Source organism: Aeromonas salmonicida subsp. salmonicida (assembly GCF_001643305.1).
Lineage (GTDB): Bacteria > Pseudomonadota > Gammaproteobacteria > Enterobacterales > Aeromonadaceae > Aeromonas > Aeromonas salmonicida.
Genome location: NZ_LSGW01000067.1, coordinates 1 through 16592 on the forward strand (window position 1 = coordinate 1; position 16592 = coordinate 16592).

A 16592-nucleotide genomic window follows, 5' to 3' on the forward strand; every position below is an offset into this window, starting at 1 on the left:
ACGGGTCATACCACCTCCAATAGTTGCCTCATTTTAAGGCTGTGAGGTTTATAGGGAACTGGGGGCGATTCAGTTGATCCGATCGTGTGGAATAGACCCCACCAGAGTGACGATTCTTTGAGGAAAGCGAGAGTATGGGCACAATCGTAGAACTTGCCTCCTTCCAGGCTAAAAGAATTGCGACTGAGAATCTGTTGGATCTAGCCGATTTGGTGCTCGCTAGTAATGGGATGGGACTCAACTATATCAACAGGAAAGTCATGCGTGGGCAGCTCAAAGATTTGTCTGATCCCGATGCTCATGAACACATGCAGCGATTAGTCAATGGTGCCATTGGTGAGTACGCGCCAGAGTTCATCAAGCCACTATCTCACTACGAGAGTGATCTTGGGCGCTACCAGTCATTTTTACGGAGTCTTACGGTTCCACGCCGTACCGAATTGTCCGATAACTGATTGAGGACGCAGATTGTGAGCGCCGCCATGAGCGGGGCGTTTGCTTTCTTGGTCAGCGGCCAAAGCTAGACCCAAATCCGGCTATCCAGGGTGGCGGGGATCCGACCCGCTTACAGCACTGCAACCGGCACAGCCGATCGGTGGCTATCGGGTAGGAAACAACGTTAGTAGTAATAATAGTAGTGGTGTTACTATTATTACTACTAACTCAAGAAGAGAACAACATGGCCGTGTCAGCCGAGGTCAAAGAACGCATCATCGCCGCCGCGAATGCCCTCTATGAGCGCAGCACCACTGGCGAGTGCCCGACCGTCGAAGCGGTGCGCCAGGAAAGCAGAGCTGCCATGAGTACGGTGGTTGAGGTGATGAAGGGCTGGCGCGAAAGCCAGCGCAAGCAAGTGCAGGTGGTGCGTGAGCCACTTCCGCTCCCGCTGCAGGAGCATGTTCGCGCATTGGGGCAGAGCTTCTGGGAGACGGCCCAGCTGCTGGCCAACGAGTCACTGGATGCTGCTCGCACCGGGTTTGAAGCCGAGAAAAGTGACCTGCTGCAGCTGTCAGCTGAGCAGTCTGCTGCGTTTGAGCTGCAGGCGATGGAGTTGGAAACGGCACAAGAGCAGATCGCCGCGCAGGCAGAACAACTGGCGCTCAATGCTGAGGCACTCAAGACCATGACCCAACAGCTGGACGCAATCCGCCAGCAGCTGCAGGCTGCCGAACAGGCGACGGCATTGGCCCAGCAGCGCTGCGAGGACACTGAGCTGCGGGCCGGTGAGCTACGGGCTGAGCTCGATCATGCCCATATGGAGGCTGAGCAGTCAGCGATCGCAGCGCAGCAGGTAGAAGATGCCTTGCGCAGTGATGCGGATCGGTTGCGAACCGAACGAGATCGGACGCAACAGCGGCTGGAGCTGGCCGAGCGAGAGCAGGAAAAGCAGACCGTCCAGCTGGCCAACCGCGACGAAACTATCCAACAGCTGCGGGAACGTCTCGCTATAGCGACCGCCCAGGCCGAGGCCGCCGATCAGACCCATGTCGCAGAGCGCCAACGGATGATTGAGGAGGCGCAGAAACAGGCCGAGCGCCTCGATCGGATCGAAGCTGACTATGAGGCTGCTCGTCATGATGCCGCCACCGCCCGCGAGGCGGCTGCTGCGCAACGAGGCGAGCTGGAGGCAACGCGGGGGCTGCTGGCAACGTTCACTACTCAGTCTGGACATGGCAAGCAGTAAGGTTGGCGAAGATGGCCAGCGCTGGCAAATGATGAATGACAACGGTTGAGGCTGGCGCGACCAAAAACCCCGCCATGCAGGACTTTTGCTTTCTAAAAGCCAAGGTCAAAAGGACGTTGCCGCACAAAGCTTGCCTGCTGGCGGGTACGCGATGGCGAACCGATGCAATCGCTTACCGCCCAGCACCACAGATCTAGATCGCCGGTCATCGAAGATGGGGATAGGCAGGGAAGGGTTGCCATGATTGAGATAATTATCTTTGACGTATTCGTCAAATTTGAGTAAGGTAGTTGACAATAAAGCCCCAGACTGACGCTAGCCACCCGATAAGGGTTAGCCGACTCTGGGGCATTTTCGTTTTTAAGGGGTGGCGATGGCAACGAGCGTAGCGGTACTGGTGGATGGCGATTACTTTGTGCGCCTATTCCGGCGAAAGGTTGATCCCACGAAGAGCATGAGTGGGACTGAGCTGGCCAAATTGATGTGGCGTTACTGGATCTTGCATGCTGACCCTCTCCACGACGAACAGATCTATCGAATATTCTTCTACGACTGCCCTCCTTTGGAAGATCGATTTGTTCATCCAGTCACCGATCAGAACATCGACTTTTCCAAGACTCCACAAGCCATTTTCCGAAAAGAGCTACATCAAGCCTTGGTGAAGCAACCCTATGTTGCCCGCCGCATGGGGTTCCTGAGCAAGAACGACCGTCAATGGAAGATTGCTGATGATCGCATGCACAAGTCGCTGTTAGCTGGCCGGATCCAGGCCAATCAAATACCGGCAGAGAAGATAGTGTTACATGCTCCACAGAAAGGGGTAGACATGAAACTTGGACTGGATATCGCCACACTGACCCTCAAGAAGCAGGTCAACAAGATTGTCCTGATCTCGGGTGACAGTGACTTTGTACCAGCAGCAAAGCTGGCCAGAGCGGAGGGAGTTCATTTCGTTCTCGATGCCATGCAGGCATCCATCAATGCCGACCTGAGTGAGCACATCGACGGTTTGAGCTCGCACCTGGGCAAGTTCGCATCCCTGATAGCCAAGGAGCATAAAAGTCGTACATACCCTGATATGAAAGGGGTTATGTAAACTGTTATCGAGTGACCAAGCCCCGCATATGCGGGGCTTTTGCTTTCTGGGCCAACGGCCAAAGCCAAGGCCAAATCCGGCTATCCAGGGGGGATCCTCCCTTTGCCACCGTCGGGTTTGTCCAACGCCATCTCTTGGTGCTTAATAGGGGGGCTCGGACACAGCGAGCGAGGCCGACCCCGCTCCCTGGGGTCTCCTATCATCAGACGTTTAGACAGGAGCCAAATATGGCCAACGATAACAACAAGCCCAAAGATCCCTGGTACAACCCCCTGCAGATGCCGAATGGGGACACCATTAGGGGGTGCGCAGCCTTCAATCGCCGCGTCAAAGAGCAGGGCGGCATGCAGGAGATCATCAAGGCGGTGGCGATTAAGGCAGGCCAAGCGGCCGCAATCGCGGCCGTGGCAGCCTATGAGGCGGAGCAAACCACGTTGACCCCGTCACCGAGCCCACTCCCTGGCCAGCCTACCGCCAATCAGCCTGGGCACTCCCTTGGGAACCTGCACTAAGTTACCTCCAAGCCCCGCATTGCGGGGCTTTTGCTTTCTTGGCCAACGGCCAAAGCAGCGGACAAAAGAGGCTACCGCGCAGCACAACGTCGAACAGGTAGGGAGGAAAGCAATTCGCGTATCAATTTTGACCTCTTCGTCAAATTTGATACACTGACTTTAGCGCACTAATATTCTTGCAATAATTCTCCAGTGAGTTTGGTTCGTTGGCAATGAATGCCAGCAGCCCTCATCAAATAGGACGTCTATCATGCCAAGTTATGCAACCGCAGATATGTCTTTCCTCACAGAGGAAGATCGCGCAGTGGTGCAGGCACAACAAACGCTGATCAGTCGCCGCTCCATTGTGAACAATCCGGTGGATACCTCTGGGACTCACGATGAACTTCTTGCTAAAATGATGGCCCGTCAGCATCAGATCAGGGCCATACATGAGTCGCAAGCAGGGCAAATCAGTCGAGCTTAATCCCGCCTTTGAGACCGGAACGCTGAATGATGGCGTTTTTGTCGATTTCCCTTTTCTTGAACCAGAACAAGTGAGTGCTTTGGTTACATTCATGACGAACGTGGGCCAAGGCAAACCGCTATCTGGGAAAAACAAGCCCTCTTGGCAGGATAACGGCGGCAACACCCTCCCCTATTGCGAAAGTTATAAGGCTGATAATTATTGGCACTATCACTGTGGCCCTAGCTATTCGCGACACTCAAACTACAGCTTTACATTTGACTTGGGGCTGAACCTTTATGGCCTTACCAGTGCGGAAGTGATCCACTACCGTAAGAAAGGTGAACAGAAGGTGATCATTGAGGGGTTCATGAAGATCCATGAGCCTTTCCCCAGGTCTAATGATCCCGATAAAGAAAACCCGTTGTTTCCTGATCCTGTTGACGATTGAAACATTGCTCAAGCCCCGCACATGCGGGGTTTTTGCTTTCTGGGCCAACGGCCAGAGTGCCAGGGAAAACCGGCTATCCAGGGCGGCGGGGAGCCGTCCTGTTTGCAGCGCTGCAACTGACAAGGCCAAAACGGGTACAATGGGCCTCCTTTGTCGCCCTGGAGTACCCGATGCCCGCCCTTATCCATGAACTGATCGCCATGGCCAGCGATCCGGCCGTCAAGACCACCGATCTGCTGCGCAAGGCGTTGGTCGCAGCCCGCCTGCTCAAGCAGCATGAATGGGCCGCCTGGATCAATAATGAGTTGCAGGGATACCCAGATGGCGTTGATTTACCGGCCTACCGGTTGCTACGCGGTGAGCTTAAAGCCTACAACCCGGTTAGGGGATTGATCCCGCTTCATACCCCGTCAACCGAGATTGCGGAGAAGTTATCGACATGTCGATTTAACTGCTCCGTGACGGAGCTTGAAGAACTGGCCACATCCGAGTTCGGGGTGAGGTACTTGTTTCCACCTGAATTAGCGGAGGCTCTAAGAGGATCGCAACGACTACCAATGACACCAGAGGTAGCTGTGGATGCCTGCAAAGTTCGTGGGCAGTTAGGGGCGGTACGAGACAAAGTGCTGATCTGGGCGCTGGATCTGGCGGAGGCTGGGATCCATGGAGAAGGAATGACGTTCACCGCCCAGGAACGGCAGCAGGCCCAGCAGTTTGCAATTCACATCGGGGGCGATTTCAACGGTGGCCAACTGATGGTGAGCTCGCCAGGCGGCCAACAACAGCAGACGGTGACCGGCGAGCAGAAAGAGGCCGCCATAGCGGCTCTGTTACCGTGGCTGGCGCAGGTGATCGAACAAGGCCAACTGCAGCGAGAGGTGTGTGCGGAGCTGCAGGCCGAGTTGGATACCCTCAAGGCTCAGGCCGCTTCACCTAACCCCAAGTGGCCGGTGATCGGAGCCGTGGCAGGGAGTGTTCGGACGATCCTGGAAGGTGCTGGCGGCGCAAGCGTTGGGGTGGCTGGCCACCTTGACCGGCAACTGATCAATATCGGGAACAAGAGCGGGGCAGCGGCCCCGCTTTGCATTCTGGGCCAACGGCCAAAGCCCAGGGTAAAAGGACGCTGCCGCGCTGCGCTTGCCTGCTGGCGATAAGCAGGAACGCTTAGCATCTTTGGGCGGGGGAAAGCACAAGGAATGAGTTGCCATGCTTGAGATAATTATCTCTTCTCTTGTTACCCACTGGGTAACTTTGATAAACTCATTTTGCTGCAAGAGCATCTGTAGGGGGGATCAACCAGTAATTGACCTTCTACATTGGGCAGTCAGATAGCTGGTTATCTGACGGTAGTTCGACAAACGAGTCGGTTTCCGAACCCATGAGCTAAGGAAACGCTGCGGCTACCAACCTTTCATAAAGGGCACACTACGGTGTGCCCTTTTTCATTGTACGTTTCCCACCAGAACGTCATGTGCGGTGCGTTTTGTATAGGCGGTAACAACCGTATAGATGTGGCCAGATGCGGTTTCCGGTGCTTCCCTGGGCTCAAGCACAACGAGTCCGAGCGGGGATTTCAGGACGGTAGGACGGTGGCGGCCCGCCGCACTGTTGAACTCACAATATATCTTGGCTCCAGGCCGAATAATGTCGCTGATATAGCGGGCCACATCGTTGATGGTGTGGTAGCCCATCTTGGTCAATTCCTTCTCATGTTCAGCCCAGATATGGCGAACGCCAAAGCCTCTGTTTGGGCCTGTATGTCTGCCGACTCTCAAGAAGATCTCGCCAGCAGGGATCCACTCACCTTTAGACACAATCTCGGGGATCATGCCATAACAAGCCAACCCAGCGGGGTGTGTAACGTTTTGGTTCGGGGAGCCGAAGACCCCGTGGTCTTTGCTCGTCATAGCGAAACCAAGTGGACACGAAAGGGCCATTATATCACGCAGATACTGCGGTTTGGGGGACTGGCATTTGTCTTCTTGGCCAACGGCCAAAGTACCAGGGAAAACCGGCTATCCAGGGCGAGCCGGTATGAGTGGGTTAAATTGGTAATCAATATTGTACCAGTGAGCCCCGAGCGGGGGTATACTGATCCCGTCATCTACAGCAGAAAGAGATAACGCCATGAGAGAAGTCGTCAAAGCCATGTCCCAGCGCGCCGCCCGCGAAGCGCTGGGCACCCCTGAACAGTTCAACGGCGGGGTTTACGTCACCAAGAACGGCACCCCCGAGCTCTTTATCACCACCGCCGCCGACCGTGCCCAAGAGATGGCCGATCTGCACCAGGAGCGCGAGCAAAAGGCGCTGGTCAAGCTGGTTGCCCTGGCCACCCAGGACATTGGCCGCAAAGGCCGCTCTTACAGCGAGGATGAAGCGCTGACCCTGCTGCGGGCGGCCCGCGCATGACGCTGCCGGTGCGTGTGACCGCCACCGCGCTGACTTGCCTGCACTGCATTGAAGCTTTCAATGCAGTGCATAGCGGGGCCGAGCATGCCGCCGCCCTAGTGGAGATGCTGCTGACCGAGGCCGTGGCGGCGATCAGTGCCAACGCCCTGCTCTATCGCCAGTGCCCGAGCACGGCAGACTATGGCCTCGATGTGGGCGAGCGGATCGATCAGAAAGGCTATCGGGTGCTCTACAGTGTGCAGCCCGATGCCGCCTATATCCTGCTGGTGCTGCATCAGCGCCAAAGCATCGAGGATGCCCTGTACCGGCACCTGATCTTGCGACAATGACGGAGTGGGGAAACGATGAGGATCAACAAGCAAGCGTTAGGCAGGCCCGAGTTTCGCAAATTACGCGATAACCTGCAGGTTATCCATGGTACTCAACCGACAGCTGTGGGCTCGCTGCTATCCACCTTGGCGGCGATCGGTGAGCTGGTTTTTACCATCGCCCTTGTCGTTGTGCTGATCGTGGATACCCGATACACCGTGCTGCAAATGGGGATGGGATTGGTTGCCTCCCTGGTGCTGCACTGGTTAGCCAAGGCTTATGACAAGCGGTTTGCCGAACTACCTCACTCATAGCGTGAGGATCAGAGCAAACTGATTGCCAGCCCCGCCCCGAGCGTTTCTGGGCCAACGGCCAAAGCAGCGGGCAAAAGGAGGGCTGCCGCGCTGCGCTTGCCTGCTGGCGGGTGCACGACGGCGAACCGATGCCGTCGCTTACCGCCCAGCGCTGATCCTGGTTGCAGCACTGCAATCCGAACGACCGAAACCGGGTACAATAGGGTTCCCATTTTGCCCAGGAACGTATCGATGCCCGCTCTTATCCCCGAACTGGTAAATATGGCCAGCGGCCCGAGAGTCACTACCTCCGATCTGCTACGTCGCGCACTGGTTGCAGCTCGTCAGTTAAAACAAACCGAGTGGGCTACTTGGATCAGTTATGAGTTGCATGGGTATCCTGATGGAGTGGAGTTGCCGTCATATCGCTTACTAAAGTGTGAATTGAAGGCCATGAATCCAATGCGGGGGATGATTCCACTAATTATTGATCATGCAGAGTTCGCCGCCCGGTTATCTATGTGTCGCATGGCACATTCGATCAGCGCACTGGAAGCGTTAGCCATACCAGGAAAAAATCTGCGCTTTGCATTTAGTTCTGAAATTGTTGCATCTCTGATGCATGACCTGGGGATCTCGATGGTGCCAGAGAGGGTGCTGGGTGCAAACCAAGTCCGTGCCCTCATAGATGCAGTGAGGGACAAGCTGCTTATGTGGTTGAATCGCACCTGGTTTTCTAGACACTCTGTTGCTGAAAAATAAACTGCCTTTCAAACTCTACCGGTGACAGCCCATCATTGGAACCATGACGCCTGATTGGGTTGTAAAACATCTCGATATAATCAAATACGTCGCTGCGGGCTTCGTCTCTTGTCGGGTAAATCCTGCGCTTGATCCGCGCCCGTTTGAGCAACTGGAAGAAGCTCTCGGCGACCGCGTTGTCGTGACAGTTGCCACGTCGGCTCATGCTGCAACTCAGGTTGTGAGCCTTCAGAAAGTCCTGCCATTCACCACCGGTAAACTGGCTGCCCTGATCCGAATGCACCAGTACCGGCTGCTTGGGCTTGCGCCGCCAGACAGCCATCAATAACGCATCAACCGCCAAGTCTGCCGTCATGCGTGACTTCATCGCCCAGCCGACGATCTGGCGAGAGAACAGGTCGAGCACCACAGCCAGATACAGCCACCCTTCTTGAGTGCGGATGTAGGTAATGTCAGTCACCCAGGAGATGTTGGGGGCTGGCACTTTAAACTGACGTGCCAGCGTGTTCGGGGCAGCCTGTAGGCTCTTGCCCCCATAATGCCCCTTACGGCGTTGATAGCCCGTTTGCGAACGCAGCCCTTCCCGCATCATTAATTTGGCCACACGGTGCTTGCCGCAGGCTTCCCCTGCGTCACGAAGGTCGCGATGGATCTTGCGATAACCGTAGACAGCACCACTTTCCAGCCAAGATTGCTTGACCAATCCTATCAGTCGTTCGTCCTCCTGCTGTCGTGGCGATACGGGCTGTTTCAGCCACGCGTAGAAGCCACTTCGGTGAACCCCCAGGGTCTGGCACAGGGTAACGACACTGTACCGGTCGAGTCGGGAGGTTATGAACGCGTACCTTTCCTTGACTCGCTGGCAAAGTACGCGGCTGTAGATTCAACTTGTCAACGCAACACTCTTTTCAATAACTTCTTTTGGCGTTTTAAATTTCAGGATTTTCCTCGGTCTGCTGTTTAGTTGCGCTGCAACCGTATCCAGCTCTTGCTGGGAATATTGGGCAAGACATGTCTTTTTGGGGAAGTATTGTCGGATCAGCCCATTGGTGTTTTCATTCGTCCCCCGTTGCCAGGGACTCTGGGGATCACAGAAGTAAACCTTCACCCCAGCGTTTGCAGTAAACTCCAGATGCTTGGCCAGTTCCATGCCGCGATCCCATGTCAGCGACTGTCTGAGCTTACGCGGCAACGTCTTAAATTTTTCTGTAATTGCTTGATTCACAGAACCAGCATCTTTTCCACTTAGCTTGAGAATGATGGTGTAGCGCGACTTTCTATCTACTAGCGTGGCAATGTGGGAGTTGTTAGTGCCGGAAACCAAGTCGCCTTCCCAGTGACCAAAAGTTCGTCGATTATCGATGTGTCTGGAGCGCTCATGGATTGAAATACCGTTCACTATATTGATGGTGCCCCTCTCTCCCTTGCGGGTATGGCGTTTCCCATGACGCAGGCTGTGAGAACGACGTAGATGCTTGACAAGCAGATGGTGTAGCGCACTCCGGCTACGAAAATACAGCGTTTTATAGATCGTTTCGGCAGAGATCTGCATCGCTTTCTGGCGAGGCATCGTTCTTTTGAACCCCCCCGATATCTGCTCTGGAGACCATTTCAACTCGAGTTTTTCCAGCACCAGTTCTCGCAATCGCGAATTCCGTTCGAGAAGGCATGCTTTAGGTCTTTTAGCCATGCGGTTAGCGCGATTATTAGCATCAACAGCTTTGTAATAGCGTCTGCCACGGTTGCGTTGAACTTCCCGAGATATTGTTGATGGAGAGCGGTTAAGGGCCCGCGCTATATCACGGATACTCATCTTTGCAGAAAGACCGGCTCGAATCTCCTCACGTTCGGATAGCGTCAGGTGAGCTACTGCTCAGCGACGCTCGGTCGGTTTGATGCCTCCCGTGTCTCTCAACATGGTGAAAATTGTACCGGGTTTTTAATCCAGGATTTTTGCTATATCACTGAAGCCAGTACCGCGCTTCCACAGATCAAAAACAAACGCTTTTTCCTTTGCTGTAAATGTTCGTTTCATTCAACAATCCTCCGCAGCTGCATGTTTTCACATGGTTGTTGCGTTGATCAATTGAATCTACAGCGGCCTAATGGGATGGTCTGCTCCATCCACCCCGCTATGCTGTAGCCAGCATCAAGGAGGCTCATCATGACGCAAGCGCAGATTTACATTTACGGGATCGATTTAGGCAAAAATTGGTTTCACCTGGTGGCGATGGATCGCATGGGGCATGTATTGACCAAGCAAAAGCTCACTCGTTCACAACTAAAATAGTTCATCAGTACGACCCCACCCTGTCGGGTCGCCTTCGAGGCATGTCCTGGTTCGCAATACTGGGGGCGCCTGTTTCAACAGGCGGGGTTCGAACCCAAGATTATCCCTGCCCAATTTGTGAAGCCCTACCTCAAATCAAACAAGAATGACTTCAACGATGCTACCGCCATTGCCGAGGCTGGTAGCAGAGGCACTATGCGCTGTGTCCCGTTGAAATCTCATGAACAGTTGGCATTGCAGGCGACTCATCGAGTCCGTCAACGTTTCATCATCGAACGTACCGCCACTGTCAATCAGATGCGAGCGTTGCTGCTGGAATATGGGCTCACCGTGCCAGTCGGCAGAAAAGTCTTCGAGCGCTCTCTGCCGACGATCCTTGAAGATGCCGAGAATGGCTTGCCTGACTTTATCCGCGCCTTGGTATTACGCCTGAGAGAACGGTGGCAACAGCTGGATATTCAGATTGATGACATGAGCCTCATGCTCGGACAAGCCTCAAGCGCATCAGGTTTGTGCCAAAAAATCAGTACTGTCCCCGGCATTGGACCGATTGTCTCAACCGCGTTAATTGCCGCGATTGGCAATGGTTCACAATTCAAGAAAGCCCGCGACCTGTCAGCCTGGTTGGGGCTGGTCCCCAGGCAATATTCAACGGGCGGCAAATCTTCGCTCGGCGGGATTAGTAAGCGTGGCAATAGCTATTTAAGGCAAATGGTTATTCAGGGCGCCAAAGCGCTAAAAATTCACATGAAGCGTGACAAATCATCGTTAGGCGAATGGGTCGCGAGGCTGGAGGCCGGCCATCACCATCATGTGGTCCTTATCGCCTTGGCCAACAAGATAATGCGAATTTGCTGGAAAGTACTGACATCCGGCAGGGATTACCAACCCTATCCCAACGCAAGCGCAGCCGTTTAACAGATATAACTCATACCCGGTTTTGCGAGCCAAAAACAGATGACAGAAGCGTTCACCCCACGACGTTGCAGCCTGGCTAAAAAAGCAGTCTCTCATGACTGGTAGCTTTATTAGGACGACGACGTGCGGATCCCATCAAGGCCAGAGCCGGAAAACGGCTCACAGACAGGCCGGATACATTGACGCAAACGACTTCTGGAAATCAGTTCAAGCTTGTAGATAAGGAGCAGACCATACATTTTTTAGAATGTCCTTTTCGCGTTCGAGCCGATTGATGCGGGCTTCCAGCTCCTGGATTTTCTGCTGCTCCGGAGTCAGCGCTTTGCTGATAGGAGTGGTGCCGGTTCGTTCGGATTGCAGTTGCCGAACCCAGCGGCGAAGTATGGTTTCACCGATATCCAGTGAACGGCTTGCTTCGGGGACAGAATATCCCTGGTCGAGCACCAGAGATGCGGCTTCGAGTTTGAATTCGGCAGTAGACGTAATCTAGTCATTGAACACCTCAGGTTATGGTGGCGACTGTACCACCTAAAATGGTGTCCGGGATGATTAGACCACTACATAATCACTGGGTTAACTGGTACACACTGTACGGGCTGGAAGGCCTTGAAAGTGAGCCTCGCAGCCGTAAGCCCGTGCTGCCATTCGTGCAGATCGCTGGCCTGTTGCGATTATTGGTCCAGCTCTCACCACAGGAGCTGGGGTATCAGCGTTCCCGTTGGAGTACCGAACTGATGGCGCTTGAATTAAAGCGGAATTGGCAGCTGTCATTACATGCTTCGACGATACGGCGCTGGCTGCCCCGACTCGGGATTGTTTGGTGCGAACTGGATGCTTCGCGCAAAGCAGAAGAAAGTGGTGACGCCGGGCCAAAATCGCAAGCATTACATCACCGGCACCCTGCATGCTGGAACCGGTAACGTGACCTATGTGGCGAGCGATAGCAAAGACACGGACTTGTTCTTGTCACTGCTCAAGACGCTGAAACGAACCTATCGGCGCGCCAAGATCATCACGCTGATTTTGGACAACTACATCATCCACAAAAGCAAGAAGGCGCAGCGATGGCTGGCAAGCAATCCGAAGTTCATCGTGCTGTTCCAGCCGGTGTATTCACCGTGGGTAAACCGGATTGAGCGCCAGTGGTATTTCCTCCATGAAACCATCACCCGGAACCACCAATACCGAACATTGGATGAGCTGTTACATCGAGTGTGCTACTTTCTGGATAATGCCGCACCGTTCCCTGGCAACGGATATAGGCTTATGCAACTGGAGCGGAATTAGGATCAGTTATTTAGCGGATCCACTCCTGGGAGAGGCGGTTGAGCCGCTCGGCGACGGTCACCAGTTCGCGCAACTGCTCGCGCTGGAAGGTCAGCCCCTCGTCTGCCAGGGTGCTGCGTCCCAGCTGGGTCAACAGAGGAGTGGCGGCGGCGGCGAAGTGGCGCATCTCGCCGGCAAAGCCCGCGACCTCCTGCAAGGTGGTGGCCGCATAGGCCGCGATCATACTGCGGTGAACGGCCATATCCTGAACCGAGCCAAACTTCACGACGGGGCGAATGCTATCGAAACGCTGCAGCGCCTGACGGGCGTCGCCGGCCCAGGCCGTGACAGCTCTCATCAGGGTGGACAGCTCACTGCGCACCCTCTGCTGCTGCCCCTTGAGGCCATCGAGCCGTACGCCGAGAGAGCCCTTGACCTCGGCCACCCGGTAGAGAAAGTCATACACCTCTGGCGACACCTTCTCCTGGGGGGAGGAGGGGAACAGCACCGTCAGCAGGGTCTCCAGATGCTGGCGGGAGCGCTCCAGGGTGGCGATATCAACGAGGCCGTGGCTCTGGGCCAACTGCCCCTGGATCTGCTTGAGCGTAGGCTCGGCAACCGACTTCATGATATTGCCAGCTCAGCTGGGGCGAAGGCTCACCCTGAGGGGTCTTGCTCTCATCCAGCTCCCCTTTCACATAGCTGGCGATCACCCCGTATCCCTTCAGAATGAGGCTGTTGAAACTCTTGATCTGACCCTGATCGGCAAACTCCTGACGCTCGGCCTTGTCGAGCACCGCCGACATGGCGGCGAGATCCGACAGGGCCATGCCCACATTGAGCTGCCGGGTCGAGGCGCTGCTCAGATGCAGCCGCAGGGTATCGGAGAGCTCGCGGATCTTCCTCGGCGTCACCCGCCGCGCATCGGCAGGAGAGGCGGCCAGCTCGCCCGAGAGGGTCTCTTTGAGGATCTGCCTGGCCCGCCCCTCGTCAATGGTGCCGTCGCTCAGGAACTCGTGCAGCCTGGCTTCTGCGGAGTCGGGTCGCTGCTCGGCCGGGGCACCGATAATCTGGTCGACGAAGCGGGTGTAGGCGGTCTCGACGCCTGCCACACCGGGCCGATGCACCGGATTGCCCCGCTCATCGAGCCGATGAGCCGTCCCCCTGGTGAGGCTCAACCCCTGGTTGGGCTTTCTCTCCAGATCCCGCTCGAAGCCTTCGATGCCGTGCAGCAGGGTCGAGACCACGAGGAAGAGATCGCTCTTCTCTGACGCCAAGGGGCTGCCGATCGCCAGCTCCGGCGCCTTGAAGGAGTCGGTAAACCCCTTGGGCTGCTCCCCGGGGCGTGAGTGCAGCCCCAGATCGATGACCACAGGCTCGCCGCTGTGCTTATCAAAGACCACGTTACCCGGTTTGATGTCGTTGTGGACTATCCCGGCCTTGGCGAGGTGGCCGGTTACATCGAGCAGGCGGTGGGCGATAAACTTGACCGTTCCCCAATACTCCTCGCTGCTCACCTTCCCCTGCTTCCAGTGGTCGGTGAGGGTCCGCATGGTGTCGGAGCAGCGCCAGCCATCCACCTCGTCCATCAGCAGCGCCTCCTCCTTGCGGCTGCCATAGGGCACCACGGCCATGCCGTGCACGTTGCCGAGGTTGGGATGCTTGCCCGCACTCTGGTAGATGTGCTGATAGGCCTCCAGCTCCCCCTGCAGGTGCCCCTCGGCGACCGAGCGCTCTATCTTGGCCACCAGTCGCTGCTTGTCGTGGGTCTCCACTATGCTGATGTGGCTCTCCCCTTCGGCAAACTTGTCTGTCTCGGCTACCCGCATCCCCTCCAGACTCGGGGCCCCGGGCAGGGGCTCCCCCTTCCAGCCGAGCAGCAACGTGGTCTGCGGCTTGAGGCCAAACAGGCCGCCGATCTCCTGGGGCGCCTCCCCCCCCGGGCTCTTTGGCGCCGCCTTGCAGGCGGCATGGAGCGTCTCGGTGAGGGCGCGTGCATAAGAGGTGTCCGGTGCCTGCCCCGAGAAGAGCTTGCCCACCCCCTCCCGAAAGCGGGCGATGCCACCGTGGGGATTGAGGCGCAGCACCTGGTTATCGACGATCCTGTATCGCTTTCCCTCTATGTTGAGCTCGCCGACGGGATGCTGACCGTGGTTGGCCGCTCGCTCGTGAGCCTGGGAGAGGGTGATGGAGGGGGTGGTGGTTCCGATGATCTTCATGACTGATTACACCCAGCTTGCCGATGTTACCTGGGCTTGTTGCCCATCCTGTGAGCGCTCCTCGCCGGCAGCCTGACTCAGCCACTCGAACAGGCCGGCCAGAGCCTGGCAGACCCGTTCGGCATTGAGGCCGTGAAACGCAAGGTGACAAAAGGTGATCAGCCCCTGCTCCTCACTCCAGGCGAGATGGGGGCCGTCATGGGTCAGGGCGGCGATGCTGTGACCCATCCACAGACGGCAGGCGGCCTCTTTCGCCTCGGGACCGGTCATTCCCGAGACAGGCCCGAGCAGCGTCAGCCGCTGCAATGACTCATCCGCCCTCAGCATGATGACGATGCGATCGTTGAGGATCAGCTCGCACAGGCCGTGCTCATCCTGGCTTAGCGTCTCCAGCCCCAGCTGGTGCGCTATCTCTTGAAACAGGCCGGTGACGGCAGTAGTGGTCATGCAGGGTCCCTTCAATCTGGTGGTCGGTTGGGTGGTTAACCCCGCCCATGATTGATGAAATCTGGCGCCGCATATATCACTGACAGCCGCGAATTTTGGGACCAAGGGTCGCCGAGATTGCCGTGCCGCACTCCCGAAGCTCTCAAACGCCCAGCCGCCATATTTGGCCAGCCAGCGACGTGGCTGTTCTGGCTGCCATTGGCGGATGGCATCCTGCAGCAGTGCATCGATGTGAGCCAGATGCTCTCGCTTGTCGTTTTGTCGGCTTCTCTGGGACATTGGGCGTCAAGGTTGTATCATAGGCGCGGGTGTTTGAGGCTGTTTGTCTCAAGCGCAAGCAAGAGCCAGATAGACGAAAGCCCCGAAGGTCAATTTTCATTAACCAACGAGGCTCGAGTCATATACGTAGCAATACTGATTGCTAAGCCTCTTCAGCCGAAGGAGGCAAGTATGTTTGGAAAAACCGCCGTGGTGTCACTGCTGATCGTGTGCATCACCGCACTGGGGGTCATCTCCCTGGTACGAGACTCCCTGTGTGAACTTGAGGTTCACCAGGGAGAAACGGAGATCCGGCTGAACTTGGCCTACGAAGCGAAGAGGTAACCCCGGCAAGGCGGGGTTGTTCAGATGGCTTGTTCATGGTCGCAAGCACCCAACCTTTTTATGGCGGATCTCGGGGGAAGAGCAGCGTACCCTGGGGAAATGGATACACTGCCTGACATCCGCCACCCCATGAGTAAGTGATGATGAGCCTGAAACAATACCAGAACTACCAGTCCCATTACCTTGTGAGTCGCCGGGATGGTGACCATGCCCTGGCCGCGGAGCTGGCCGGGATGATTTGCGGCTACTGGACACAGCAGGGCAACAGCGCTAAATGCAAGAAGTGGCAGCGGGTACAGGAGCAGCACCGCAAGAGCATTGACTGAGGTGCTGCAACAATCAAAATGGCCATTTGACTAATCAATAGCGAATTTTGATTGTTTGATGCCTGTGCCCCTACAACAAGCTGGCTCACAGGACTCAAGCAATAGCATGTCACGGCTGGGCTTTGATGAGTGGCATCTTTTCGCTGCGACGAACAAGCCAGCAGACAAGCGAAGCGCTGCAGGCACTGTCCCGGTAAGGTCTGTCTCTACTACTCAGGAACCGTCCTGCCTCCCGAACTCGACGCCTATTACGCCAAACTCTACGGCCTCACTGGCGACGCTCTGCATTACATCCTCGACCCAGCCAGCATCATGGCGAGGATTACCCCAGCGAAACCTTCCGCATGTTGAAAAATATGGCTAATACCGCACCCAGCGGCTGGTGCTAAATAACTGATCCTAATAGTGCTACACCTTCGCTGTGCCATAGCCATTCACGGGGAAAGGAGACACGGTATCCATGAAGTATTTCACTCGAGCCAGCAGGTTGGCCATCCCTCTGCATTGATGATTGCGAGTGATGGATTCATGTAACTTGTGTCACAGTCGTTCGATGTGATTA

Annotated in this window: 15 protein-coding genes and 7 pseudogenes; 15 read left to right on the forward strand and 7 right to left on the reverse strand. The window is 55.9% G+C overall.

The features are described 5' to 3' along the window. Positions 1-134: 134 nt before the first annotated feature. From AXW79_RS11030 to AXW79_RS11055, 7 genes are all read left to right on the forward strand, one after another. On the forward strand, positions 135-455 hold the full coding sequence (locus tag AXW79_RS11030) for a hypothetical protein (RefSeq protein WP_005321131.1): 321 nt from the start codon (positions 135-137) through the stop codon (positions 453-455). Between the two features lie 224 nt (positions 456-679). Beyond that, complete coding sequence (locus AXW79_RS11035) at positions 680-1684, forward strand: DNA-binding protein (protein ID WP_005321133.1); 1005 nt, start codon at positions 680-682, stop codon at positions 1682-1684. A 373-nt stretch (positions 1685-2057) separates the two neighbouring features. Continuing rightward, a complete protein-coding gene (locus AXW79_RS11040) occupies positions 2058-2780 on the forward strand; it encodes an NYN domain-containing protein (protein WP_005321137.1) in 723 nt (240 codons plus the stop codon). Positions 2781-3007: 227 nt separating this feature from the next. Beyond that, entirely contained in the window at positions 3008-3292 is a 285-nt protein-coding gene (locus AXW79_RS11045; RefSeq protein WP_005321139.1) for a hypothetical protein, read from the forward strand. A 250-nt stretch (positions 3293-3542) separates the two neighbouring features. Beyond that, positions 3543-3758, forward strand: coding sequence for a hypothetical protein (locus AXW79_RS22250; RefSeq protein ID WP_011899451.1), 216 nt, complete (start codon positions 3543-3545; stop codon positions 3756-3758). Then, positions 3724-4188, forward strand: coding sequence for a hypothetical protein (locus AXW79_RS11050; protein ID WP_005321141.1), 465 nt, complete (start codon positions 3724-3726; stop codon positions 4186-4188). Before AXW79_RS22250 ends, AXW79_RS11050 begins: the two co-directional genes overlap by 35 nt. 170 nt (positions 4189-4358) lie before the next feature. After that, positions 4359-5342, forward strand: coding sequence for an AbiTii domain-containing protein (locus AXW79_RS11055; RefSeq protein ID WP_005321143.1), 984 nt, complete (start codon positions 4359-4361; stop codon positions 5340-5342). A 288-nt stretch (positions 5343-5630) separates the two neighbouring features. On the opposite strand, the gene AXW79_RS11060 is transcribed toward AXW79_RS11055, so the two are convergent. Continuing rightward, positions 5631-6095 (reverse strand): hypothetical protein, encoded by a 465-nt coding sequence (locus tag AXW79_RS11060; protein WP_043151530.1) that lies wholly within the window; start codon positions 6093-6095, stop codon positions 5631-5633. Positions 6096-6315: 220 nt separating this feature from the next. Here AXW79_RS11060 and AXW79_RS11065 point away from each other — a divergent pair, with 220 nt between their 5' ends. The 4 genes from AXW79_RS11065 to AXW79_RS11080 all read left to right on the forward strand — a co-directional run bounded on the left by AXW79_RS11065 (position 6316) and on the right by AXW79_RS11080 (position 7961). After that, positions 6316-6597 carry a hypothetical protein gene (locus AXW79_RS11065; RefSeq protein WP_005321147.1) on the forward strand — a complete coding sequence of 94 codons (282 nt, stop codon included), beginning with the start codon at positions 6316-6318 and terminating at the stop codon, positions 6595-6597. After that, positions 6594-6926 carry a type II toxin-antitoxin system RelE/ParE family toxin gene (locus AXW79_RS11070; RefSeq protein ID WP_005321158.1) on the forward strand — a complete coding sequence of 111 codons (333 nt, stop codon included), beginning with the start codon at positions 6594-6596 and terminating at the stop codon, positions 6924-6926. The genes AXW79_RS11065 and AXW79_RS11070 overlap by 4 nt, the downstream gene beginning before the upstream one ends. A 15-nt stretch (positions 6927-6941) precedes the next feature. Continuing rightward, positions 6942-7220, forward strand: a complete 279-nt coding sequence (locus AXW79_RS11075; RefSeq protein WP_005321160.1) for a hypothetical protein — start codon at positions 6942-6944, stop codon at positions 7218-7220. Between the two features lie 231 nt (positions 7221-7451). Beyond that, complete coding sequence (locus AXW79_RS11080) at positions 7452-7961, forward strand: AbiTii domain-containing protein (RefSeq protein WP_005321162.1); 510 nt, start codon at positions 7452-7454, stop codon at positions 7959-7961. Here AXW79_RS11080 and AXW79_RS11085 read toward each other — a convergent pair. Both AXW79_RS11085 and AXW79_RS11090 read right to left on the reverse strand, forming a co-directional pair. Further along, positions 7936-8835 (reverse strand): annotated as a pseudogene (locus AXW79_RS11085) (IS3 family transposase); the annotation flags it as partial. The gene AXW79_RS11080 and the pseudogene AXW79_RS11085 sit on opposite strands and share 26 nt — an antisense overlap. 9 nt (positions 8836-8844) lie before the next feature. Next, a pseudogene (locus AXW79_RS11090) lies at positions 8845-9996 on the reverse strand (IS30 family transposase). 129 nt (positions 9997-10125) lie between these two features. Between AXW79_RS11090 and AXW79_RS11095 the strand changes: the two are divergent. Continuing rightward, positions 10126-11169 (forward strand): annotated as a pseudogene (locus tag AXW79_RS11095) (IS110 family RNA-guided transposase). 240 nt (positions 11170-11409) lie between these two features. On the opposite strand, the pseudogene AXW79_RS22260 reads toward AXW79_RS11095, so the two are convergent. Then, positions 11410-11655: pseudogene (locus AXW79_RS22260) on the reverse strand (transposase); the annotation flags it as partial. Between the two features lie 77 nt (positions 11656-11732). On the opposite strand from AXW79_RS22260, the pseudogene AXW79_RS11100 reads away from it, so the two are divergent. Continuing rightward, a pseudogene (locus AXW79_RS11100) lies at positions 11733-12456 on the forward strand (IS630 family transposase); the annotation flags it as partial. A 10-nt stretch (positions 12457-12466) separates the two neighbouring features. Here the strand turns inward: AXW79_RS11100 and aopO are convergent. Both aopO and AXW79_RS11110 read right to left on the reverse strand, forming a co-directional pair. Beyond that, positions 12467-14654, reverse strand: a pseudogene (gene aopO / locus AXW79_RS11105) (type III secretion system effector protein kinase AopO). A gap of 6 nt (positions 14655-14660) precedes the next feature. Then, on the reverse strand, positions 14661-15101 hold the full coding sequence (locus AXW79_RS11110; protein ID WP_005321180.1) for a CesT family type III secretion system chaperone: 441 nt from the start codon (positions 15099-15101) through the stop codon (positions 14661-14663). A gap of 450 nt (positions 15102-15551) precedes the next feature. On the opposite strand from AXW79_RS11110, the gene AXW79_RS11115 reads away from it, so the two are divergent. After that, a complete protein-coding gene (locus tag AXW79_RS11115) occupies positions 15552-15704 on the forward strand; it encodes a Hok/Gef family protein (protein WP_043145146.1) in 153 nt (50 codons plus the stop codon). 140 nt (positions 15705-15844) lie between these two features. Next, positions 15845-16030 carry a hypothetical protein gene (locus AXW79_RS11120; RefSeq protein ID WP_005321183.1) on the forward strand — a complete coding sequence of 62 codons (186 nt, stop codon included), beginning with the start codon at positions 15845-15847 and terminating at the stop codon, positions 16028-16030. Between the two features lie 408 nt (positions 16031-16438). Here the strand turns inward: AXW79_RS11120 and AXW79_RS22910 are convergent. Further along, positions 16439-16592 (reverse strand): annotated as a pseudogene (locus tag AXW79_RS22910) (IS630 family transposase); the annotation flags it as partial.